The sequence below is a fragment of the Actinoplanes palleronii genome, assembly GCF_016862315.1.
Taxonomy (GTDB): domain Bacteria; phylum Actinomycetota; class Actinomycetes; order Mycobacteriales; family Micromonosporaceae; genus Actinoplanes; species Actinoplanes palleronii.
Window position 1 is genome coordinate 116,190 of sequence record NZ_BOMS01000040.1, and the last position, 20,243, is coordinate 136,432.

Annotated in this window: 20 protein-coding genes; 17 read left to right on the forward strand and 3 right to left on the reverse strand. The window is 70.2% G+C overall.

Annotated elements, in window-relative coordinates; all coding sequences use genetic code 11:
* The first annotated feature begins 19 nt into the window (after positions 1-19).
* From Apa02nite_RS14090 to purL, 6 genes are all read left to right on the forward strand, one after another.
* Positions 20-502, forward strand: a complete 483-nt coding sequence (locus Apa02nite_RS14090) for an ArsR/SmtB family transcription factor (protein ID WP_203825381.1) — start codon at positions 20-22, stop codon at positions 500-502.
* Positions 499-1,758, forward strand: a complete 1,260-nt coding sequence (locus Apa02nite_RS14095) for an MFS transporter (RefSeq protein WP_203825382.1) — start codon at positions 499-501, stop codon at positions 1,756-1,758. Before Apa02nite_RS14090 ends, Apa02nite_RS14095 begins: the two co-directional genes overlap by 4 nt.
* Positions 1,755-3,176, forward strand: coding sequence for an adenylosuccinate lyase (gene purB, locus Apa02nite_RS14100; RefSeq protein WP_203825383.1), 1,422 nt, complete (start codon positions 1,755-1,757; stop codon positions 3,174-3,176). Before Apa02nite_RS14095 ends, purB begins: the two co-directional genes overlap by 4 nt.
* 109 nt (positions 3,177-3,285) lie before the next feature.
* Positions 3,286-3,540: a phosphoribosylformylglycinamidine synthase subunit PurS gene (gene purS / locus Apa02nite_RS14105; protein ID WP_067684688.1), complete on the forward strand. Its 255-nt coding sequence runs from the start codon at positions 3,286-3,288 to the stop codon at positions 3,538-3,540.
* Positions 3,537-4,247, forward strand: a complete 711-nt coding sequence (gene purQ, locus Apa02nite_RS14110; RefSeq protein WP_203825409.1) for a phosphoribosylformylglycinamidine synthase subunit PurQ — start codon at positions 3,537-3,539, stop codon at positions 4,245-4,247. The genes purS and purQ overlap by 4 nt, the downstream gene beginning before the upstream one ends.
* Before the next feature lie 44 nt (positions 4,248-4,291).
* Positions 4,292-6,700, forward strand: a complete 2,409-nt coding sequence (purL, locus tag Apa02nite_RS14115) for a phosphoribosylformylglycinamidine synthase subunit PurL (protein ID WP_239164311.1) — start codon at positions 4,292-4,294, stop codon at positions 6,698-6,700.
* Positions 6,701-6,814: 114 nt separating this feature from the next.
* On the opposite strand, the gene Apa02nite_RS14120 is transcribed toward purL, so the two are convergent.
* Positions 6,815-8,497 carry a carboxypeptidase-like regulatory domain-containing protein gene (locus tag Apa02nite_RS14120; RefSeq protein ID WP_203825385.1) on the reverse strand — a complete coding sequence of 561 codons (1,683 nt, stop codon included), beginning with the start codon at positions 8,495-8,497 and terminating at the stop codon, positions 6,815-6,817.
* A gap of 369 nt (positions 8,498-8,866) precedes the next feature.
* On the opposite strand from Apa02nite_RS14120, the gene Apa02nite_RS14125 reads away from it, so the two are divergent.
* The 5 genes from Apa02nite_RS14125 (at position 8,867) to amcA (ending at position 13,702) form a co-directional block, all read left to right on the forward strand.
* The gene (locus tag Apa02nite_RS14125; RefSeq protein ID WP_203825386.1) at positions 8,867-9,229 is read left to right on the forward strand and encodes a sterol carrier family protein; all 363 of its coding nucleotides are present in this window, start codon (positions 8,867-8,869) and stop codon (positions 9,227-9,229) included.
* A 129-nt stretch (positions 9,230-9,358) separates the two neighbouring features.
* Complete coding sequence (gene purF, locus Apa02nite_RS14130) at positions 9,359-10,966, forward strand: amidophosphoribosyltransferase (RefSeq protein WP_203825387.1); 1,608 nt, start codon at positions 9,359-9,361, stop codon at positions 10,964-10,966.
* Between the two features lie 53 nt (positions 10,967-11,019).
* On the forward strand, positions 11,020-12,168 hold the full coding sequence (gene purM, locus Apa02nite_RS14135) for a phosphoribosylformylglycinamidine cyclo-ligase (RefSeq protein WP_067684698.1): 1,149 nt from the start codon (positions 11,020-11,022) through the stop codon (positions 12,166-12,168).
* Between the two features lie 237 nt (positions 12,169-12,405).
* A complete protein-coding gene (gene amcB, locus Apa02nite_RS14140) occupies positions 12,406-13,509 on the forward strand; it encodes a cyclophane-forming radical SAM peptide maturase AmcB (protein ID WP_203825410.1) in 1,104 nt (367 codons plus the stop codon).
* Entirely contained in the window at positions 13,478-13,702 is a 225-nt protein-coding gene (amcA, locus tag Apa02nite_RS14145; RefSeq protein WP_067684702.1) for a multiple cyclophane-containing RiPP AmcA, read from the forward strand. The genes amcB and amcA overlap by 32 nt, the downstream gene beginning before the upstream one ends.
* Positions 13,703-13,822: 120 nt before the next feature.
* Here the strand turns inward: amcA and Apa02nite_RS14150 are convergent, their stop codons facing one another.
* Complete coding sequence (locus Apa02nite_RS14150) at positions 13,823-14,038, reverse strand: DUF3073 domain-containing protein (RefSeq protein WP_067684704.1); 216 nt, start codon at positions 14,036-14,038, stop codon at positions 13,823-13,825.
* Between the two features lie 181 nt (positions 14,039-14,219).
* On the reverse strand, positions 14,220-15,299 hold the full coding sequence (locus Apa02nite_RS14155; protein ID WP_203825388.1) for a Glu/Leu/Phe/Val family dehydrogenase: 1,080 nt from the start codon (positions 15,297-15,299) through the stop codon (positions 14,220-14,222).
* 153 nt (positions 15,300-15,452) lie between these two features.
* Here Apa02nite_RS14155 and Apa02nite_RS14160 point away from each other — a divergent pair, with 153 nt between their 5' ends.
* The 6 genes from Apa02nite_RS14160 (at position 15,453) to Apa02nite_RS14185 (ending at position 20,243) form a co-directional block, all read left to right on the forward strand.
* Complete coding sequence (locus Apa02nite_RS14160; RefSeq protein WP_067684708.1) at positions 15,453-16,292, forward strand: DUF8083 family protein; 840 nt, start codon at positions 15,453-15,455, stop codon at positions 16,290-16,292.
* 281 nt (positions 16,293-16,573) lie between these two features.
* Positions 16,574-16,783, forward strand: a complete 210-nt coding sequence (locus Apa02nite_RS14165; protein ID WP_014687221.1) for a BldC family transcriptional regulator — start codon at positions 16,574-16,576, stop codon at positions 16,781-16,783.
* Positions 16,784-16,986: 203 nt separating this feature from the next.
* Complete coding sequence (locus Apa02nite_RS14170) at positions 16,987-17,763, forward strand: class I SAM-dependent methyltransferase (protein WP_373872934.1); 777 nt, start codon at positions 16,987-16,989, stop codon at positions 17,761-17,763.
* Entirely contained in the window at positions 17,760-18,326 is a 567-nt protein-coding gene (locus Apa02nite_RS14175) for an RNA 2'-phosphotransferase (RefSeq protein WP_203825390.1), read from the forward strand. Before Apa02nite_RS14170 ends, Apa02nite_RS14175 begins: the two co-directional genes overlap by 4 nt.
* Before the next feature lie 82 nt (positions 18,327-18,408).
* The gene (locus Apa02nite_RS14180) at positions 18,409-18,990 is read left to right on the forward strand and encodes a hypothetical protein (protein ID WP_067684715.1); all 582 of its coding nucleotides are present in this window, start codon (positions 18,409-18,411) and stop codon (positions 18,988-18,990) included.
* The gene (locus tag Apa02nite_RS14185; protein WP_203825391.1) at positions 18,987-20,243 is read left to right on the forward strand and encodes a PrsW family intramembrane metalloprotease; all 1,257 of its coding nucleotides are present in this window, start codon (positions 18,987-18,989) and stop codon (positions 20,241-20,243) included. The genes Apa02nite_RS14180 and Apa02nite_RS14185 overlap by 4 nt, the downstream gene beginning before the upstream one ends.

The following is a 20,243-nucleotide window of genomic DNA, read 5'->3' on the forward strand; positions in this document are numbered from 1 at the left end:
GAGTCATAGACTCCCCAACATGTCTTTGGGGGATGGTGGACAGGCCTCGCTGCGCGCGCTGGCCCACCCGGCGCGACTGCGGATCCTGTCGCTGCTCACCGGCGCCTCGCTGACCGCCGCCGAGGTGGCCCGGGCGCTCGGGCTGACCCACGCCAACGCCAGCTACCACCTGCGCACCCTGGCCGCGGCCGGCCTGATCGCGACGGCCGGCGAGGAGAAGATCCGTGGCGGGCTGGCGAGGCGGTACCGCTACGACCCGGCCGTTTCCGGCACTCGCCCGCCGGTCGCACCGACACCCCGCGCGGCCGAGAGCCCCGCTGGCCCCGGGCCCGGGGTGACGGCAGACGCCGAGCTCTGGGTCGATCCGGAGACCTGGCGGGAGATCACCGAACGGATCACCGCCGCGGTCCACGACCTGCACGCCGCCGCGTGCCCGGCGGGCACACCGGGCACCGTTCGGACGAGCACGACCGTGGCGATGTTCGAGATGGAGGCCGGGTGAGCCTCCTGGCGCCGCTGCGGCACCGGTCGTTCCGCTTTCTGCTGGCCGGCCGCACGATCGACACGCTGGGCAATGCCATCGCGCCGATCGCTCTCGCCTTCGCCGTGCTCGACCTCACCGGTTCGGCCCGCGACCTGGGCCTGGTGCTCGGCATCCGCACCTTGACCAACGTGGTGTTCCTGCTCTTCGGCGGAGTGTTCGCCGACCGGCTGCCGAGAAATCTGCTGATGGTCGGATCGTGCCTTGCCGCCGCGGTCACCCAGGCCGTGGTGGCGGCCCTGGTGCTCACCGGCAACGCCACGATCCCCTTGCTCATCGGGTTGTCCGCGCTCAACGGGATGGCCGCCGCGGTGGCTCTGCCGGCCTCGGCTGCGATCCTGCCGCAGACCGTGCCGGCCGACGTGCGCCAGCAGGCCAATGGGCTCAACCGGCTGTTCTTCAGCACCGCGATGATCGTTGGGGCGCCGATGGCCGGCGGGCTGGTCGCCGGGGTCGGGCCCGGGTGGGGTATGGCGGCCGACGCCGCGACGTTCCTGCTGGCCGGCGCCTGTTTCGCTCTGGTGCGGCTGCCGGCGGTGGCCCGCGACTCCGTCGACGCCGACGCCGACGCCCCCACGATCCTCACCGAATTGCGTACCGGCTGGTCCGAGTTCCGGTCCCGCACCTGGCTCTGGGTGGTGGTCGCCGCGTTCGGGGTGCTCAACGCCGGAGCCAGCGGCGGTATCCACGTCCTCGGCCCCGTTGTCGCCGACGACACCATCGGGCGCCGAGCCTGGGGTTTCGTGCTTGCCGCGGTCACCGCGGGCAATATCGTCGGCGCTTTCGTGGCGATGCGTCTGCGGGTCAGCCGGCTGCTGCTCTTCGGCTGTGCGAGCTGCTTCGCCTACGCCCTGCCGGTTCTCGTGCTCGGCATCCGGCCGCACTTCGTTGTGCTCGCCGTCGCCGGATTCGTGACCGGCGCGATGATGGAGCAGTTCAACATCGCCTGGGACACCACGATGCAGGAGCACATACCCGCCGACAAGCTCGCCCGCGTCTACTCGTACGACATGGTCGGCTCGTACGTTGCGATCCCGATCGGTCAGATCGCGGCCGGACCGATCGCGCTCGCCCTCGGCCTCCGCCCGACCCTGATCGGCCTCGCCGCCCTCATGACGCTCGCCGTGATCTTCATGGTGAGCAGCCGGGACGTCCGTACGCTGCGGCACAAGGTGCCGGAACCGGCCGATCGGCCCATGAAAGAATCGGTGCCGTGACCATCCCGAACGTGCTCGCCAGCCGCTATGCCTCCGCCGAACTCGTCACTCTCTGGTCGCCGGAGGAGAAGATCCGGATGGAGCGCCGGCTCTGGCTGGCGGTCCTGAAGGCCCAGCGTGACCTCGGCATCACGGTGCCGGACGGCGCCGTCGAGGCGTACGAATCAGTTCTCGAGCAGGTCGACCTGGCCTCGATCGCGGCCCGCGAGCGCGTCACCCGGCACGACGTGAAGGCGCGCATCGAGGAGTTCTCCGAGCTCGCCGGCTTCGAGCAGATCCACAAGGGGATGACCTCCCGCGACCTCACCGAGAACGTGGAGCAGCTGCAGCTGCGGGCGTCCCTCGAGCTGATCCGGGACCGCGTGGTCGCCGCCCTGTCCCGGCTCGCCGCGCTCGCCGTCGAGCACTCCGACCTGGTGATCACCGGTCGCTCGCACAACGTCGCGGCCCAGGCCACCACGCTCGGCAAGCGGTTCGCCTCGGCCACCGAGGAGCTGCTGATCGCGTACGAGCGGCTGGACGACCTGATCGGCCGTTACCCGCTGCGTGGCATCAAGGGCCCGGTCGGCACCGCCGCCGACCAGCTCGACCTGCTGGACGGCGACGAGGAGAAGCTGGCCGAGCTGGAGTCCAAGGTCGCCACGCACCTCGGCTTCGCCCGGGTGCTGGACAGCGTCGGCCAGGTCTACCCGCGGTCGCTCGACTTCGACGTGGTGTCAGCGCTGGCCCAGATCGTCGCCGGGCCGTCCTCGCTGGCCACCACGGTCCGCCTGATGGTCGGCCAGGAGCTGGTCACCGAGGGTTTCAAGCCGGGCCAGGTGGGCTCGTCGGCGATGCCGCACAAGATGAACACCCGGTCGTCGGAGCGGGTCAACGGCCTGGCCGTGATCGTCCGGGGCTACCTGTCGATGGTCGGCGAGCTCGCCGGCGACCAGTGGAACGAGGGTGACGTCTCCTGCTCGGTGGTGCGCCGGGTGGCTCTGCCGGACGCGTTCTTCGCCACCGACGGGCTGTTCCAGACGTTCCTCACCGTGCTCGACGAGTTCGGGGCGTACCCCGCGGTGATCGCCCGGGAGCTGGACCGCTTCCTGCCGTTCCTGACCACCACCAAGCTGCTCGTCGCGGCGGTCCGCAAGGGTGTCGGCCGGGAGGTCGCGCACGAGGTGATCAAGGAGCACGCGGTCGCCGTGGCGCTGGCCATGCGGGAGAAGGGCGCGGCGGTCAACGACCTCTTCGACCGGCTCGCCGACGACGGCCGGCTGCAGCTGACCCGGGCCGAGATCGACACGTTGGTGGCCGACCGGGCCGCGTTCGTGGGCGCCGCGCCGGCCCAGGTGCGCGCGATCGCCGACCGGGTTGCCGCGATCGTGGCGCGCCACCCGTCGGCCGCCGGCTACGCCCCGGCGCCCATCCTCTGAACTGGCTCAACGTCCGGCTGAGTCGGCCGCCCGACAGCGGTCGCCGGTTCGGTCGGACGGTTGACCAGGTAGGCTCCTCCGTGCTTACACCTATCAGTCAGGAGTGCCCGTGGCTCGCGTCGTGGTCGACGTCATGCTCAAGCCGGAGATCCTGGATCCGCAGGGTCAGGCGGTGGCGAATGCCCTGCCCCGGCTCGGCGTCACCGATGTCTCCTCAGTCCGCATCGGTCGTCGGATCGAGATCGATTTCGCCGGTGAACCCGACCTGGATCGGGCTCGCGAGATCGCTGACAAGCTGCTCGCCAACCCGGTGATCGAGGACTTCGACATTCGGGTCGTCGCAGACGCGGCGGAGGTCGCCTGACCATGCGGATCGGTGTGGTCACCTTCCCCGGATCATTGGACGACGGGGACGCCGCCCGCGCCGCCCGTATCGCCGGCGCCGAGGCTGTCCGCCTCTGGCACGGCGACCCGGATCTGCACGGCGTCGACGCCGTGGTGCTTCCCGGCGGCTTCTCGTACGGCGACTACCTGCGCTGCGGCGCCATCGCGCGATTCGCTCCGGTCATGGAGTCGATCATCGACGCGGCCCGCGGCGGCCTGCCCGTTCTGGGCATCTGCAACGGTTTCCAGGTCCTCTGCGAGGCGCACTTGCTGCCCGGCGCGCTGACCCGGAACCAACACCTGCACTTCCGCAACCGGGACCAGTGGCTCAAGGTCGAGTCGACGAACACCGCGTGGACCAACAACTTCACCGGCGGCCAGGAGATCCTCATCCCGGTCAAGAACGGCGAGGGCTGCTACGTCGCCGACGCCAAGACGCTTGACGCTCTCGAGGCCGAGGGCCGGGTGATCGCGCGCTACGTCCGCGGCAACCCGAACGGCTCGCAGCGCGACATCGCCGGGATCACCAACGAGGCCGGCAACGTCGTCGGCATCATGCCGCACCCGGAACACGCCGTGGAGGCGCTGACCGGTCCGTCGCTCGACGGCCTCGGCTTCTTCACCTCCGTCCTGCGGGCCCTGGCGGGGGCGACCGCGGGCGGTCAGCTCGCAGGGGGACAGCAGTGACCACGCAGCAGGACAAGCCCAGCGGCTTCGCTGCGACCGACGTATTGGTCAACAAGTTCGAGGACGGCCCGGACACCGTCGAGAAGGCCGAGAAGGCCCCCGATGAGCTCCAGCCGTTCGCCGACCTCGGCCTCAAGGACGACGAGTACGCGAAGATCCGCGAGATCCTCGGCCGTCGCCCCACGGCGTCCGAGCTCGCGATGTATTCGATCATGTGGAGTGAGCACTGCTCGTACAAGTCGAGCAAGGTCCACCTGCGTGAGTTCGTCGCCAAGGTGCCGAAGAACACCCGGATGCTGGCCGGTATCGGTGAGAACGCCGGTGTGGTCCAGGTCTCCGACGACCTCGCGGTCACCTTCAAGGTCGAGTCGCACAACCACCCCAGCTACGTCGAGCCCTACCAGGGTGCGGCGACCGGCGTCGGTGGCATCGTCCGGGACATCCTGGCGATGGGTGCCCGCCCGATCGCGGTGATGGACCCGCTGCGCTTCGGCGCGGCCGACCACCCGGACACCGCCCGGGTGCTGCCCGGCGTGGTCGCCGGCATCGGCGGCTACGGCAACTGCCTGGGCCTGCCGAACATCGGTGGTGAGATCGTCTTCGACCCGTGTTACCAGGGCAACCCGCTGGTCAACGCGCTGAGCATCGGCGTGATGCCGGTCGAGCGGCTGCAGAAGAAGGAAGCCACCGGCACCGGCAACATCGTGGTGCTGATGGGCGCGCGGACCGGCCGGGACGGCATCGGCGGGGTCTCCGTGCTGGCGTCCGCCACCTTCGACGAGGAGGCCGAGCAGCGCCGCCCGTCGGTGCAGGTCGGCGACCCCTTCATGGAGAAGCTGCTGATCGAGAGCTGCCTGGAGCTGTACGACGCCGGTCTGGTCTCCGGCATCCAGGACCTCGGTGGCGCCGGTCTGACCTGCGCGCTCACCGAGACCGCCGCGGCGGCCGGCACCGGCATGCGGGTCTGGCTGGAGCGGGTCCCGCTGCGCGAGGCCTCGATGTCGCCGACCGAGATCCTGGCCAGCGAGTCGCAGGAGCGGATGCTCCTGATCGTCACGCCGGAGAACCTGGAGGCGGTGCTCAAGGTCGCCGAGAAGTGGGGCGTCTGGGCCACCGCGATCGGTGAGGTCACCCCGGCCGGCGCGGACGGCACCCCGGGCCGCCTGCTGATCACCTGGAACGACCACGTCGTGGTGGACGTGCCGCCGGGCTCGCTCGCCGACGACGGTCCGGTCTACGACCGTCCGATGCGTGAGCCGTCCGACCTGATCCTGCTGCAGGCGGACCGGGCCGAGACGCTGCACCGGCCGTCCACCGGCGACGAGCTGCGCGAGACCGTGCTGCGGATGATCGCGTCGCCGAACCTGTGCGACAAGACCTGGGTGACCGAGCAGTACGACCGTTACGTGCTCGGCAACACCGTGCTGGCCCAGCCGGAGGACTCCGGTGTGCTGCGCCTCGACGAGGTCACCAACCTCGGTGTGGCGCTGTCGGTCGACGGCAACGGCCGGTACGCCCGGCTCGACCCGTACGAGGGCGCGAAGCTGGCGCTGGCCGAGTCGTACCGGAACGTCGCGGTGACCGGCGCCGAGCCGATCGCGGTCTCCGACTGCCTGAACTTCGGGTCGCCCGAGGACCCGGCCGTGATGTGGCAGTTCGCCCAGGCCGTGCGCGGTCTGGCCGACGGCTGCCAGCAGCTCGGCATCCCGGTGACCGGCGGCAACGTCAGTTTCTACAACCAGACCGGCGCCGCGGCGATCCACCCGACCCCGGTGATCGGCGTGCTGGGCCTGTTCGACGACGTCACCCGGCGCATCCCGATGGGCTTCAAGAACAACGGCGAGCTGCTCTTCCTGCTCGGCGAGACCCGGGCGGAGCTCTCCGGCTCGGAGTGGGCCTGGGTGACGCACGACCACCTCGGTGGCCGTCCGCCCAAGGTCGACCTGGCGGCTGAGCAGGCGCTCGGCAAGCTGATGGCCCAGGCCTCCAAGGCCGCACTGGTCAGCGCGGCGCACGACCTCTCCGACGGTGGCCTGGCTCAGGTGCTGGTGGAGAGCTGCCTGCGGCACGAGGTGGGCGCCACGGTGACCTTCCCGGCCGACGGCGAGTCGGCGTTCGTCCAGCTGTTCAGCGAGTCGGCGGGGCGGGCCCTGGTGGCCGTGCCGGTGGGTCACGAGAAGGCGTTCGTGGCGCTGGCGGCGGAGTTCGGCGTGCCGATCGCGCAGATCGGTGTCACCTCGCCCGAGGCGACGCTGACCGTTACCGATCAGTTCGCGATCCCGCTGGCCGAGCTGCGGACCGCGTTCACGGAGACCCTGCCGAAGCTGTTCGGCGGATCGGCCGAGCTGGTCAACCGGGCCGCGCCGGTCGAGGTCGAGGCGCCGGTGAGCGAGGGTCGTTCGGTGACCCTGGAGCTGACCGAGCCGAAGCCGGGCGGACCGATCGAGTCCTGATCTTCAGCTGTAGCGAAGCCGGCCGGGGAATCTTTCCCGGCCGGCTTTCTCTTACCTGTCGCCGGTATGAAAAGGGCCCCGCGCGATGCGCGGGGCCCTTCCCTTCAGATCAGGTCACTCTTCCCAGTCACGACCGCGACGGTTCGGGTCCTGCCCGTTTCCGTACGCGTTGCCGCGCTGGTCGTAGCCCTGGGTGCCGTAACCGGGCTGACCCGGCTGGACCGGGGGCTGCTGAGCGCCGCCGTAGTTGCCGCCGTGCTGGTCGTAGCCCTGGTTGCCGTAGCCACCCTGCTCGTACCCGGCGGGCTGGGCGGGGGGCTGGGCGCCGTAGTTGCCGCCGCCCTGCTCGTAACCGCCCTGCTCGTACCCGGCGGGGCCGTAGCCGTCGCCGTTGTCGGGCTGGTTGCCCCAACCGGCCTGGCCGCCCTGGTTGCCCCAGCCTGCCTGGCCGGCGGCCTGGTTGCCGTAGCCGCCCTGGTCGTACCCGCCGGCCTGCTGGCCCGCGGCGTAACCGCCGGCGCCGTAGCCGTCGTCCTCGTAGCCGTTGTTCGGCTGGTACATGCCGGTGGCCTCGTCGTAGCGCTGCCCCGGCTGGGGCTGCTGCGGCTGCTCCGGCTGGTACATGTTGGTGGCCTGGCCGTAGCCGTCGGCCTGCGCGTCGTACCCGCTGGTCGCGGCGCCGTAGCCGCCCGCGGCGCCAGTGCCGGCGGCGCCGTAGCCGCCCTGGTCGTCCCACTGGCTGCTGTTCGTGCCGAGGTAGCCGCCCTGCGGGGGCACCGGAGCGCCGTACGGGTCGGGGAACTCGTCCTCGACCACCGCCGGGCGATGGATCATCGTGGGCGCGTCGCTGAGCGCCGCACCCATGCCGCCGGCTCCGGCGACCATCGTGGCGTCGCCACCACGGCCCGCGCCGACCGGCGCGGCGACCCGGGTCGCGTCGTTGCCGTACCGGGGACCGCCCGCGGGGCCGCCGCCGATCGGAGCGCCGCCGTAGCCCGCGCCGCCACCGTTGGTGTCGTCACCGTTGGCCGCGGCGTTCTTGCGGCGCAGCCAGACCAGCACCATCGCGCCGACACCCGCGGCGACCAGCAGGCCACCCATCACGATCAGCAGCCAGGAGCTGCCGCCGCTGTCGTCGGACTTGTTATCGGTGTCGGCCGCGAGCGTGTTCGCCGGGTCGGTGGTCGCGTCGTCGGTGGCCTCGTCGTCGGTCGGCTCCTCGCTCACCGCCGAGCTGGCCGAGGCGCTGACCGACGCGCTCGGCGAGGCGGACGCGGAAGCGGCGAGGGCCTTCAGCGTGATCGACGCGGAGACCGTCTTGCCCACGGTGCCCTTGACGGTGGTCCTGGCGCCCTTGAATCCCTCAAGCGTCGCGCCCACCGTGATCGAGCCGGCCGAGATCGGGTTGGTGTCCGAGGACGCGAAGGAGAACCCGCCGTCGTTGTTCGTGATGGCGGTGTACTTGTGACCCTGGCTGTCGACCATGCCGACGGACGCGCCGGCTAGCCGGTTGCCGTCCTTGTCCTTGATCGTGCCGGTCACCAGACGCACGTTGGTGTCGGCCGGCGCGGCCGGGCCGTTGACCCTGATCTTGGCGACGGCGGTCTTCGTGCCCGGCGCGTCGCCGGACGACGTGGCCTCCACCTGGAAGGTGATGTCCTGCTTCTGGCCCTCGCCGATGGTCGGAAGGACGATCGTCGCCGAGCCGTCGGTGTCCTCGCCGGGCTTCAGGGTGACGTTCTGGTTGCCGCAACCGCTGTTGCAGGCACCGCCGACGAGGGTCGTCGTGATCTTCACCGGGACGGCTGTATCGGCGGATTCGGCGGAGCCCCCCGGGTTACCAACCGTGTATGTGACGGTTACAGTGTCCCCAGAGTTGCCGCTCGATGGTGCGGTGATATTGACGGTGGGTGTGGCTGCGAGAGCAGCCGTCTGACCACCGGCCACCAAGCCTGCGACCAGCACCAGGAACGCACCGGCCTGAACTGCCCGGCCCCGTAGGTGCGTTGTCACGTCCACCACCTTCCGTGTCGCGTTGTCTCCGGTCTCTTGCACGTGAGATCTCGCGCGACTTCTACGCCGTCGGCAACTATGCCCTGCCACACGGCTTTCGCGCGACCCAGGGCGGTGTGCCGTTGTCGGCGAACCGAGTCGTATCGTCCCGACATGTCGTCTGCGCACAATAAATCCGAGTCGGTGTCCGAGGCACTGGGCGCGCTGGACCGGGGGGACGAACCCGAGCGTGTGGTGCTGCGTGACGCGGTTCGCGCCCTGCTGACCGAGTTGTCCCAACGCGCGCCTGGCCGTTCGGTGGAGGTGCGTATTCCACCTTTCGGTGCGATTCAGTGCGTGCCCGGCCCGCGACACACCCGCGGCACACCGCCCAATGTGGTCGAAACGGATCCGATGACGTGGCTGCTCCTGGCCACCGGCCGCCTGGACTGGGCGGAAGCGACGCGGGACGGACGCCTGCGGGCCAGCGGGATCCGCACCGATCTCACCGAGTACCTGCCGCTCACCGGGGAATGAGCCCGCAGGTGCCGCCTCCGGGCTCGCGTACACTGGGCGATCGGAGCGAGCGGAGTCCGGGCTAGACCAACGATTTGGATGGTCGGCGCTTCGGACAGTTCGTGCGAACCGATATGAGGGAGCGAACAGGTGCCCCGAGGCGACGGCCTACTGACCGACGATCTCGACCCCCAGGACCGCGGCCCCCAGGATGCCTGTGGCGTCTTCGGCGTCTGGGCCCCCGAGGAAGAGGTCGCCAAACTCACGTACTTCGGGCTGTACGCACTCCAGCACCGGGGCCAGGAAGCCGCCGGCATCGCGGTGAGCGACGGTTCCGGTGTCGTGGTCTACAAGGACGTCGGCCTGGTCTCCCAGGTGTTCGACGAGCCCACTCTCGCCAGCCTGCGCGGTCACCTCGCGATCGGGCACGCGCGCTACTCCACCACCGGCGGTTCGAACTGGGAAAATGCCCAGCCGACCATCCGGGCCACCCCGGCCGGCACGACGATCGCGCTGGCGCACAACGGCAACCTGGTGAACACCGCCGAGCTGGCCAAGGAGATCGCCGACCGCGGTCTCGACGTGGGTGACTCCACCTCCGACACGGCCATGGTCACCACCCTGCTGGCCGGTCGCCCCGACCTCTCGGTCGAGGCCGCCGCCATGGAGGTGCTGCCCACCCTGCGCGGCGCGTTCAGCTTCGTCTTCATGGACGAGCACACGCTCTACGCGGCGCGGGACGCCCAGGGCGTCCGCCCGCTGGTGCTCGGCCGGATGGAGCGCGGCTGGGTGGTCGCCAGCGAGACCGCCGCGCTGGACATCACCGGCGCCAGCTTCGTCCGTGAGGTCGAGCCCGGCGAGATCATCGCGATCGACGAGCACGGCCTGCGCTCCTCGCGGTTCGCCGCACCGGAGCCGAAGGGCTGCCTCTTCGAGTACGTCTACCTCGCCCGCCCGGACACCACGATCGCCGGGCGCAACATCTACGCCGCGCGCGTCGAGGTCGGCCGCAAGCTGGCCAAGGAGCACCCGGTCGAGGCCGACCTGGTGATCGGCGTCCCGGAGTCCGGCATCCCGGCCGCGATCGGGTACGCGGAGGCCTCCGGCATCCCGTACAGCGCCGGCTTCATGAAGAACGCGTATGTCGGCCGCACCTTCATCCAGCCCTCGCAGACCATCCGCCAGCTCGGGATCCGGCTCAAGCTGAACCCGCTGCGCGAGGTGGTCCGGGGCAAACGGATCGTCGTGATCGACGACTCGATCGTGCGGGGCAACACCCAGCGCGCCCAGATCCGGATGCTGCGCGAGGCCGGCGCCCTGGAGATCCACGTCCGGATCTCGTCGCCGCCGGTGAAGTGGCCGTGTTTCTACGGCATCGACTTCGCCACCCGGGCCGAGCTGATCGCCAACGGCCTGGAGATCGACGGTATCCGCCGCTCGATCGGCGCCGACAGCCTGGGCTACGTCTCGCTCGACAACCTGGTCCAGGCGACCGAGCAGCCGAAATCCCGGCTCTGCATGGCCTGCTTCACCGGGGAGTACCCGATCGAGCTGCCGGCCGCCGACCTGATCGGTAAGCATGTGCTGGAGGGTGTCGGCCGTCGCGCCGGCATGCCGGCCGCCTCACCGAAGGCGGTCGAGGCCGCCGTCACCGAGCTCGAGACCGAGTACGAGGTCCGCGAGCACGGGGACGACCACGCGGCACCGGCGCCGCTGGTGGCCAGCCCGGGTGGCGCCAACGCGCTGCACCACCCGTGACCTGAATCAATGGTGACTCTGCCAGTTACCGCAGAACCGCTAAGGGGAGAACCGTGACGCACGTGTCCGAGCGCAGTGCCGGATCGAACGGCGCTGAGGGCGGCGACCGACAGCCGTGGACGGCGGGCGCCGGCCGCGGGCCGCGCAAGCGCTCCGCGACGTACGCGGCGGCCGGTGTCTCGATCGACGCCGGCGATCGGGCCGTCGAGCTGCTCAAGGCCAAGGTGAAGAAGACCACCCGGCCCGAGGTGATCGGCGACCTGGGCGGCTTCTCCGGGCTGTTCAAGCTCAACACCGCGAAGTACAAGAGCCCGATCCTGGCGTCGTCCACCGACGGCGTGGGCACCAAGCTGGTCATCGCCCAGCAGCTCGACATCCACGACACGATCGGCATCGACCTGGTCGCGATGGTCGTCGACGACCTGGTGGCCTGTGGCGCCGAGCCGCTGTTCCTGCTCGACTACATCGCCTGTGGCGAGGTCGTGCCGGACAAGATCGCTGAGATCGGCGCCGGCATCGCGGACGGCTGCCGGTACGCCGGTTGTGCCCTGCTCGGTGGCGAGACCGCCGAGCACCCGGGCGTGCTGCGCCCGGACGAGTACGACGTCTCGGCCACCGGTGTCGGCGTGGTCGAGGAGAGCTTGCTGCTCGGCCCGCAGAAGGTGGAGATCGGCGACGCGGTGATCGCGATGCGCTCGTCCGGCCTGCACTCGAACGGGTATTCCCTGGTCCGCCACGTGCTGCTCGGCGCCGGCCGGATGCGCCTGGACACCGTTGTCGACGACTTCGGCACCTCGCGCACCCTGGGCGAGGAGCTGCTCACCCCCACCAAGATCTACGCCAAGGACTGCCTGGGCCTGATCGAGGAGACCGACGTGCGGGCGTTCTCGCACGTCACCGGCGGCGGCATCCCCGGCAACCTGAACCGGGTCCTGCCGGGCACCATGGACGCCGTGGTGGACCGCTCCACCTGGCGCCCGCAGCCGATCTTCGACCTGATCCAGGCCAAGGGCCGGATCGAGGACTCGGAGATGGAGGCCACCTTCAACATGGGTGTCGGCATGTTCGCTGTCGTCTCCTCGGACGACGCGGACCGCGCGATGGCCTACCTGGCCGGCCGCGGTGTCGAGGCCTGGCAGGTCGGCGAGGTCCTCGAGGGCACCGGCCAGGTGCAGATGATGGGGTCCTACACCCGGGGCTGACCCACCGTGGTGATCATGTCCGCGACAGGGCGTGACGCCGGCTGTGATCCGGGTATGAGATCACCGGCCGCGTGATCGCGAGTCTGGTTCGTGACGGGCAGAGCATGAAATGATCCGTGTGTGCCGATGTCCGGCACATACGGATCTTTCGCATTGAGGGCTGGACCGCGAGGCCTAGCCTGGCCCTGCTCGACAGGTGCCTACGGGAGGTGCGCGATGGCGGACACGTGGAGCGGGATGCGGGGCATAGCCGCGCAGCCGGGTTATGTCGTCATGCAGCCCACTACTCTGTGCAACCTGGCTTGTGGCTACTGTTACCTCCCGTTCCGGCGGGAGAACCGGAAGATGCCGGTCGCCGTGGCCGAGGCGGTGGCCGCCGAGGTCGCCGACCTCGCCCGTACCGGAAGATTTTCCGTGGTGTGGCACGGTGGTGAGCCGCTCGCGGCCGGCGCCACCCACCTCGCCGCGTTGTTCGCGCCGTTCGGCGGTGCCGTGGAACACCACGTGCAGACGAACGCGACCCTGATCGACGACGCCTGGTGCGAGTTCTTCGCCGAGTACGACGTCCGGGTCAGCGTGAGCGTGGACGGGCCGCGGGAGCGCAACGGCGAGCGGGTCGACCGCGGCGGCAAGCCCGCCTACGACCTGATCACCAAGGGGATCCGGACGCTGCAGCGGCACGGGATCCCGTTCTCGACGCTGTGCGTGGTCTCCGACCCGCGTCCCGGCATGGCCACCGAGCTGTACGAGTTCTTCCTCGGCCTGGGCTGCGAGGTGCTCGGCATCAACGTCGAGGAGCAGGAGGGCGTCAACCTCCGGCTGAACCAGCACGACCCGGCCGCGGTGAGCGCGTTCTGGGCCGAGTTGGTCGCCGCGTGGCGCAAGGCTCCAAGCATCCACCTGCGCGAGGTGGAGTGGACCCTGCGGTACGCCGCGGCGGTCCTCGACGGCACCGCCGACGCGCTGCTGCCCCGACAGCTCGACCCGATCCCGACCATCGCCTACGACGGCTCGGTGGTGCTGCTCTCACCCGAGCTGGCCGGCTTTCACGATCTCCGGTACGGGGACTTCACCAGTGGCAACGTGCTGACCACCCCGCTGCGCCGGATTCTCGCCGAGGCGACGTCCACACCGTGGATCAGCGAGTTCCTGAACGGGGTGGAGGCGTGCCGCACGAGTTGCCCCTACTTCGGCTTCTGCGGCGGCGCGCACGCGGCCAACCGCTACTTCGAACACGGCCGGTTCGACGGCACCGAGACGAACCACTGCCGGAACAGCAAGATTCGCCTACTGGAGGGAGTGCTGGACCATGCCCGAGATCACGAAGCCACGGCCGTCTGACGGCGTGGAGGATCCGGTGGCCGCACGGGTGCACGAGACCCGGGACGGGCTGGCCGCGCTCATCGCGGAGGCGGAGGAGGCCCGTCGGCAGCGCGCAGAGGAGGCAGCGAGCGATAGCGGCTCGGCGGTCTGCGCCTGGAATCACTTTGAGAACATTCCTACGTTCTACAACTGGAACAACCGCCCACGCTGAAGATCGGGCGGTCGAAGCCCACGCGGGGGTGGCCCGCGTGGGCATCAGTGCAACCGTAGGAAGGTGACCACTACACGCAGGAGGAGCACAAGTCAGACCCTGTGCTCTGTGCGATGCGGGTCAGCGCCTTGTCGGCGACCAGGAATCCTGGTCGTCGTCCGCGTCGTCATCCTCATCATCGTCGACGAGCTCGTCGTTGTCGTCGTCGAAATGATGATTCGACTTACCGGCACCCGCCAGTTCGCGCTGCAAGGCGGTGAGGTCGGTGTTCGGGGAGTGATACTTCAACTCCCGCGCCACCTTCGTCTGCTTGGCCTTAGCACGGCCGCGCCCCATGGCTCGACCCCCTCGCACAGAATTCGGGGCAGCCCGAAGGCGGGCCCCGATGACGTCAGGCATCTCTCGTGGGTCTTACGGTACATGGACGACGGCGCGTTCGGCACCTCGGGTTGCGTGTGACACTGCCGCGCGTCGCGGTTCTCTTTTTCCAGCGCCGCGCGGCAGGCCTCGGAACGCCTTAGCCGAGGTAGATCGAACGCAGTCGGCCGACGTCCGCCATCCGTCGTTCCGCGAGCCGATCGGCGGCCACGGCGGGCGGCACACCCTCGTCGCCGGCGAGCTGCAGGATGCGCCGGGTGGTGTCGAAGATGCCGGTCGCCCGGAGCTTCGCCCGCTCGAAGTTGAAGCCCTCGATCTCGTCGGCCACCTGGATCACGCCGCCGGCGTTGACCACGTAGTCCGGCGTGTAGAGGATCCCGCGGTCGTCCAGCAGCTTGCCGATGCCCGGGTGGGCCAGCTGGTTGTTGGCCGCGCCGGTGACCACCTTGGCGCGCAGCACCGGGATGGTGTCGTCGTTCAGCGCGCCGCCCAGGGCGCACGGCGCGTAGACGTCGAGGTCCGCGGCGATCAGCGTGGCGTTGTCCGGCACCAGGACGATCTCCGGGTGGGTGGTGCGGGCCCACTCGAGGGCGGCCGGGCTGACGTCGGTGGCGATCACGGTGGCGCCGTCGTCGATCAGATGGCCGGTGAGGTACTTGCCGACCTTGCCGAGGCCGGAGACGCCCACCGTGCGCCCGGAGAGCGTGGGGCTGCCCCAGACGTGCTCGGCGGCCGCGCGCATGCCCTGGAAGACGCCCCAGGCGGTCAGCACGGACGAGTCACCCGCCCCGCCGTGCTCGACGCTGCGGCCGGTGACGTAGCGGGTCTCCCGGGCGATCACGTCCATGTCCGGGACGTACGTGCCGACGTCACAGGCGGTGTAGTAGCGGCCCTTCAGCGACTCGACCATCCGGCCGTACGCCCGCAGCAGCGCCTCGGACTTGCCGGTGGCCGGGTCGCCCCAGATCACCGCCTTGCCGCCGCCCAGGTCCAGGCCGGCGAGAGCGTTCTTGTACGCCATGCCGCGGGACAGCTTGAGCACGTCGGCCAGCGCGGCCTCTTCGCTCTCGTACGGATAGAACCGTGTGCCGCCCAGCGCCGGCCCGAGGGCCGTCGAGTAGATCCCGATGATCGCCTTCAGGCCGGTCACCCGGTCCTGACAGAAGACGACCTGTTCGTGCCCGGAGGCTTCGTTGCCGTCGGTGTCGAACACACCCATCGCTGCTCTCCCTGATTCTGCGTGTGTGGGCCTTCGTGGGGCCCTGAACCCGGCGGGGTAGGCCGGACAAGCCGAGCGTAGTCGCGGGAATGGCACGGCGATTACGCCCGCGCGGGAAGTTCCACCCGGGCGAATCCGTGAAAGGATCGCGCCGTGCCGTCACTGTTCGCGTCGTACCTACGGGTTTACGAGCCACTGACCGCCTTCGACCGAGAGCGGCAGGTCTTCTGGCGCCGTTATGCCAAGGAAGGCCGGGATCTCGGACCGATCGAGGGGCCGGTCCGCCAGCGCACCGCCGTGCTCGAGGCGCTCGGGGCCGGCTGGACCCGGCTGCCCGACCTGCCCGACGAGGCGTACGTGCTGGAGTGGGAGAACTCCCTGCTGATCTGCCCCTGGAACCTGCGTCTGCGGGTCGCCGAGGCGGCGCTGACCGCCCGGGACGGGGTGCCGGCCGTGCTGGCCGACGCGTTCGTCCCGCCGGTGCTGGCCGGGCAGGCCAAGGCCGTGGTGGAGGACTGGCGCAGCGGGGCCAAGGTGCTGGAGCAGGGCGTGCCGCGGGTGCACGAGCAGATCGCCACCTGGGGCGTGCCGCTGCGCTGGTTCGCCTTCGTCGACCTGGAGGAGCGGGACATCGCGCTCACCGGCCGGCGGCGCACGCTGCGTTACCGCACGGAGATCTCCAAGGCCCGGCGGCGGGCTCATCGCGCGGTCTCGGTGCTGCGCAAGTCGCTCGGCGACGCCCCGATCACCGAGGCGGTCGAGGAGGGCACCCGGTGGCTGGAGGAGTTCCATCCCCGCTCGGTGGTCGAGCTGGACTACGGCGGCCTGGTCAACCTCCTTCCGGAGGACAAGCTCCGCGAGGATGACTCACCCGGACTGGTGGCCGCCGGACTCTCGGCGTTGTCCCGCGGTGACGCCGACGCGGCCAGTGAGGCGTACGAAAAATTGGTCGCTAGGTGGCGAAGTGTCCAGCTTCTCGAACGCAGCAACTGACCTGCGGAAACGGGACAGACCGGTAAGTTCTCCCGCCGGTTAGAGCGCTCCCAAGGCGAACACTCTTCGTGATCGCCGCCCGGCGAAGCGTGATAATCGGACTAAACGCGGCACTATCTGGCGTAGAAAACACGTAAAAATCGGGCATGCTTCATCCGTCTATCTGGGGACGTTCGTCCGTTCGGCCCATGTCGGACATCGGGGACTAGCCGGACCATGAGAGACGCACCGGCCGGCGGGACCCCGGCCGATGTTTTTAGGCACCTGTGGAGGAGTGACCGATGGCATCGCGTACGCACGATCCTGAGCCGCTACTAACGCCGGCCGAGGTGGCGTCGATGTTCCGAGTCGACCCGAAGACCGTCACCCGGTGGGCGAAGGCGGGCAAGCTCAGCGCAATTCGCACGTTGGGCGGCCACCGTCGCTATCGGGAGTCGGAGGTTCGCGCCCTGCTGCAGGGACAGATTCCCACGCAGCGGCAGGGTGACTGACCGGTTCGACCTAGATCGTTGTAAGGGGCGTGCGCTGGGGAAGGCGTATCGCCCCTTCTTCGTTCCCTGGCTCTGATCTTCCCGGCTCACCCGTCTGCTAGATCAACGAGCCGGGTGCGGGCAGGATACGACGCGTTTTCGAAGTCCCGGCGACAGCCGTGGCGAGTTGCTTCAGCACTGTCGATTACCGAAGAGTAATGACTATGGAGCAGCCGATGATCGGCGACGCCTTCGGCGAGATGATCAAAGACGCGTACGCGGTGCGGACCGGAATCGGGCCGCGCCCGCTGGCCGGTGGACGTCTGTTCCGGCCGGTGATCGAAGTGATCGAGCGGGACGACGGCCTGATCAACGGGGCCCCGGCCGATCACTACCTGGACGAGCCGGACGACTGGCAGCCACACGACCACCGAGCCCTGCGCCGGTGTCGCGGGCACGTGCTGGACATCGGCGTGGGCGCCGCCCGGATAGCGCTCGAGCTGCAACGCCGTGGCATGGCGGTGACCGGCCTGGACACCTCGGCCGGCGCCATCGAGGTGGCTCGCCGGCGCGGCCTGCGCGACACCGTGCTGAGCACCGTGGACGGGTACGCCCGAGCCACCGCCCGCTACGACACCTTCCTGCTGCTCGGCAACAACCTGGGCCTGCTGGAGGGCCCGGAGCGCGCGCCGGCCTTCCTGGAGGCGCTGTCCCGGCTGGCGAACCCGGGCGCGCGGATCCTGGCGCAGGGCGCCGACCCGTACGGGACCAGGGATCCGGTGCACGTCGGCTATCACGAGCGGAACCGGGCCCGGGGACGGCTCGGCGGCCAGCTGCGGCTGCGGCTGCGCTACCGGATGGTGGCCAGCGACTGGTTCGACTACCTCAACTGCTCGGTCGACGAGCTGGAGCAGCTGATCGACGGCACCGGGTGGCGATTGAAATCGGTCGACCAGAAGGACCGGCCGTACTACCTTGCGGTCATGGAGCAAGTCCCATGACAACCCTTACGAAAGATCAAGTCAGGCTCAGTCGCCGGATGTCCCTGGTGCTGCGGCACCGGCCGGAGACCGCCGGTCTGACCCTCGACACCGGCGGCTGGGTGCCGGTCGACACGTTTCTCACTGCTCTGCGGATCAGCCGCGCGGAGCTGGACGCCGTGGTGGCGTTCAACGACAAGTCCCGGTTCGCGGTGGCCATCGGCGCGGACGGCGTGGAGCGGATCCGGGCCAGCCAGGGGCACTCCCGGCGGGTCGAGGTCGATCTCGACCTTCCGCCAGCCGACCCGCCGCCGACGCTCTATCACGGCACCCCGCGGGAGAACCTCACTTCGATCATGCGGGACGGGCTGCGGCCGCGCAGCCGGCACCACGTGCACCTGTCCGTGGACGTGCCGACCGCCCTCAAGGTCGGCGGGCGGCGCTCGGCCGACGTCGTGGTGCTCTCCGTGGCGGCCGCGACGATGGCGGCCGGCGGACACGTCTTCCACTGCAGCGAGAACGGGGTGTGGCTGACCTCAGTCGTGCCACCCGAGCACCTTTCGGTAAAACGGACAAATCCGTAATCTGCCAGGTTGATCGTCCCTCCACAATGGCCGTACGCCCGGATCACCGGACATCACCGGGAAGCCTGGTTAGCGTGTACGGATGGGGACGGTCACGCGGCGTCATCTCACCGATCTCCCCAGCACACCCGGACTGCTCGGCGCGTTCGTTCTGGTCGCCGTCCTGGCCGCGCTCGCCTTCGGGTTGCCGGCGGTGGATCGCGCCGTCTCGGCCCAACGATCGCTGCCCGACGACACGCCGTACCGGGTCGCTGCCGGGGTCACCGTGGTGCCCCCGGACGGTGCGACCCTGGACGTCACCGGGACCCGGCCGGGTGAGGACCGCGGCACCGCGCTGTTCCGGCTCGGCCCGGTCCGGTACGCGATCGCCGTCCAACCCTTCTCCGGTGACCTGACCGCGGCCGCCCACCGGCTGCGTCAGCGGATCACCGGCACCTCCGGATATCAGGTCACCGGCACCCAGCTCGCGGTCTCCACCGCCGGTGGGCTGGCCGGGCTGCAGGGCGGCTACACCGCCGGCGACCGCGGCGGCCGGTACGCGGTCTTCGTCGTGCACGGCCTGACCATCGAGGTCACCGTCAGCGGCGCCGACCTCGACCTGGGCCGCACCCTGCCGGCCATCGAGGCGAGCACCCGCACGCTGCGTTTCGACGGCACTCGGTGAGCGAGCCGGTTCGTCCCGGTGCGGGCCCCGCGGCGCTGCTCCGGACACCCGCGTTCTGGGTGGTCAGCGCGCTGCTCGCGGCCGGGGCGGTGCGGATGTCACAGATCCTGCACCGGTTCCTGGCGGCCTACCCGCTCGCCACGGTCACCGCGGTGGGGCTGTTCGCGCTGCTCGCCGTACCGTTCTGGCTCTTCGTCCAGGAGCTCGACTTCCTGGAGCGGGAACCGGCCGGCCTGCTCGTGGTGGCGTTCGCCTGGGGCGGCCTGGTGGCCACCACGGTCTCCATCCCGGGCAGCGTGGCCCTGGAGAACCTGATCGCCAAGCTGGGCTCGCCCGGGCTGGCCGCCGACTGGGGCGCCGCGCTGGCCGGGCCGTCGGTCGAGGAGATCGCCAAGACGCTCGGTGTGGTGGCGATCGTGCTGATCGCCCGCTCCCAGGTGAACAGCGTGCTGGACGGGGTGGTCTACGGCGCGCTGGTCGGGCTGGGCTTCCAGATCGTCGAGGACATCGTCTTCGCGATCGGCGCGGTGGCGATGGCCGGGCAGGGCGACGAGGTCCAGCCGGTGATCACCACATTCCTGGTCCGCGGATTCCTGGCCGGGGTCTGGAGCCACACCCTGTTCGGCGCGCTGGCCGGGGCCGGCGTCGGCTATCTGGTGGTCAACACGGAGCGGAGCCGACGGCGCCGGATCACCGTGGCCGGGCTCGCGCTCTTTGGCGCCTGGGCCTCGCACGTGCTGTGGAACTCGCCGCTGCTCCGGGACGGGCTGGGCAACGGCGCGGTCGCGCTGCTCGCCGTCCTGGCCTTCAAGGGCCTGCCGCCGCTGCTGCTGATCCTCTATCTGGTGCGCCGCGCGCACGACCGCGAGGCGGAGTACTACGTGGCCCGGCTGGCCGGTCTCGACGACCCCGAAATGATCACCGAGGGCGAGCTGCTGGCGCTCGGTTCCGGTTCGCTGCGGGCCGCGGCCCGGCGGCACGCCGCCGACAAGAAAGGACGAAAAGCCCGAGCTTCGGTACGACGATTGCAGCGTGCCCAGGCCCGGCTGGCGGTCGAGCTCAGCCGGGCACCGGACGACGTCGGGCGGTACCACCTCGAGGTCCGTGCACACCGCGCCGCCCTGGTGGCTCTGGGCCACCCGGAAGCGGTCGTGGGCGCTCGTACCTGGCGGCACACCGCCTCCACTATCGGCACCGCCGCGCTGGCGATCGCCGTGCTGTGGGTCGCACTCGCCGCGCTGGGCGGCGCCTGA

What these genes read in the sequence shown, in the direction of transcription:
- Apa02nite_RS14180 (WP_067684715.1), top strand. Translation starts at nt 18,409, where the DNA reads ATGGGGACGGTCACGCGGCGTCATCTCACCGATCTCCCCAGCACACCC.
- Apa02nite_RS14090 (WP_203825381.1), top strand. Translation starts at nt 20, where the DNA reads ATGTCTTTGGGGGATGGTGGACAGGCCTCGCTGCGCGCGCTGGCCCAC.
- amcB (WP_203825410.1), top strand. Translation starts at nt 12,406, where the DNA reads ATGCGGGGCATAGCCGCGCAGCCGGGTTATGTCGTCATGCAGCCCACT.
- Apa02nite_RS14155 (WP_203825388.1), bottom strand. Translation starts at nt 15,299, where the DNA reads ATGGGTGTGTTCGACACCGACGGCAACGAAGCCTCCGGGCACGAACAG.
- Apa02nite_RS14170 (WP_373872934.1), top strand. Translation starts at nt 16,987, where the DNA reads ATGGAGCAGCCGATGATCGGCGACGCCTTCGGCGAGATGATCAAAGAC.
- Apa02nite_RS14175 (WP_203825390.1), top strand. Translation starts at nt 17,760, where the DNA reads ATGACAACCCTTACGAAAGATCAAGTCAGGCTCAGTCGCCGGATGTCC.
- Apa02nite_RS14125 (WP_203825386.1), top strand. Translation starts at nt 8,867, where the DNA reads ATGTCGTCTGCGCACAATAAATCCGAGTCGGTGTCCGAGGCACTGGGC.
- Apa02nite_RS14165 (WP_014687221.1), top strand. Translation starts at nt 16,574, where the DNA reads ATGGCATCGCGTACGCACGATCCTGAGCCGCTACTAACGCCGGCCGAG.
- amcA (WP_067684702.1), top strand. Translation starts at nt 13,478, where the DNA reads ATGCCCGAGATCACGAAGCCACGGCCGTCTGACGGCGTGGAGGATCCG.
- Apa02nite_RS14150 (WP_067684704.1), bottom strand. Translation starts at nt 14,038, where the DNA reads ATGGGGCGCGGCCGTGCTAAGGCCAAGCAGACGAAGGTGGCGCGGGAG.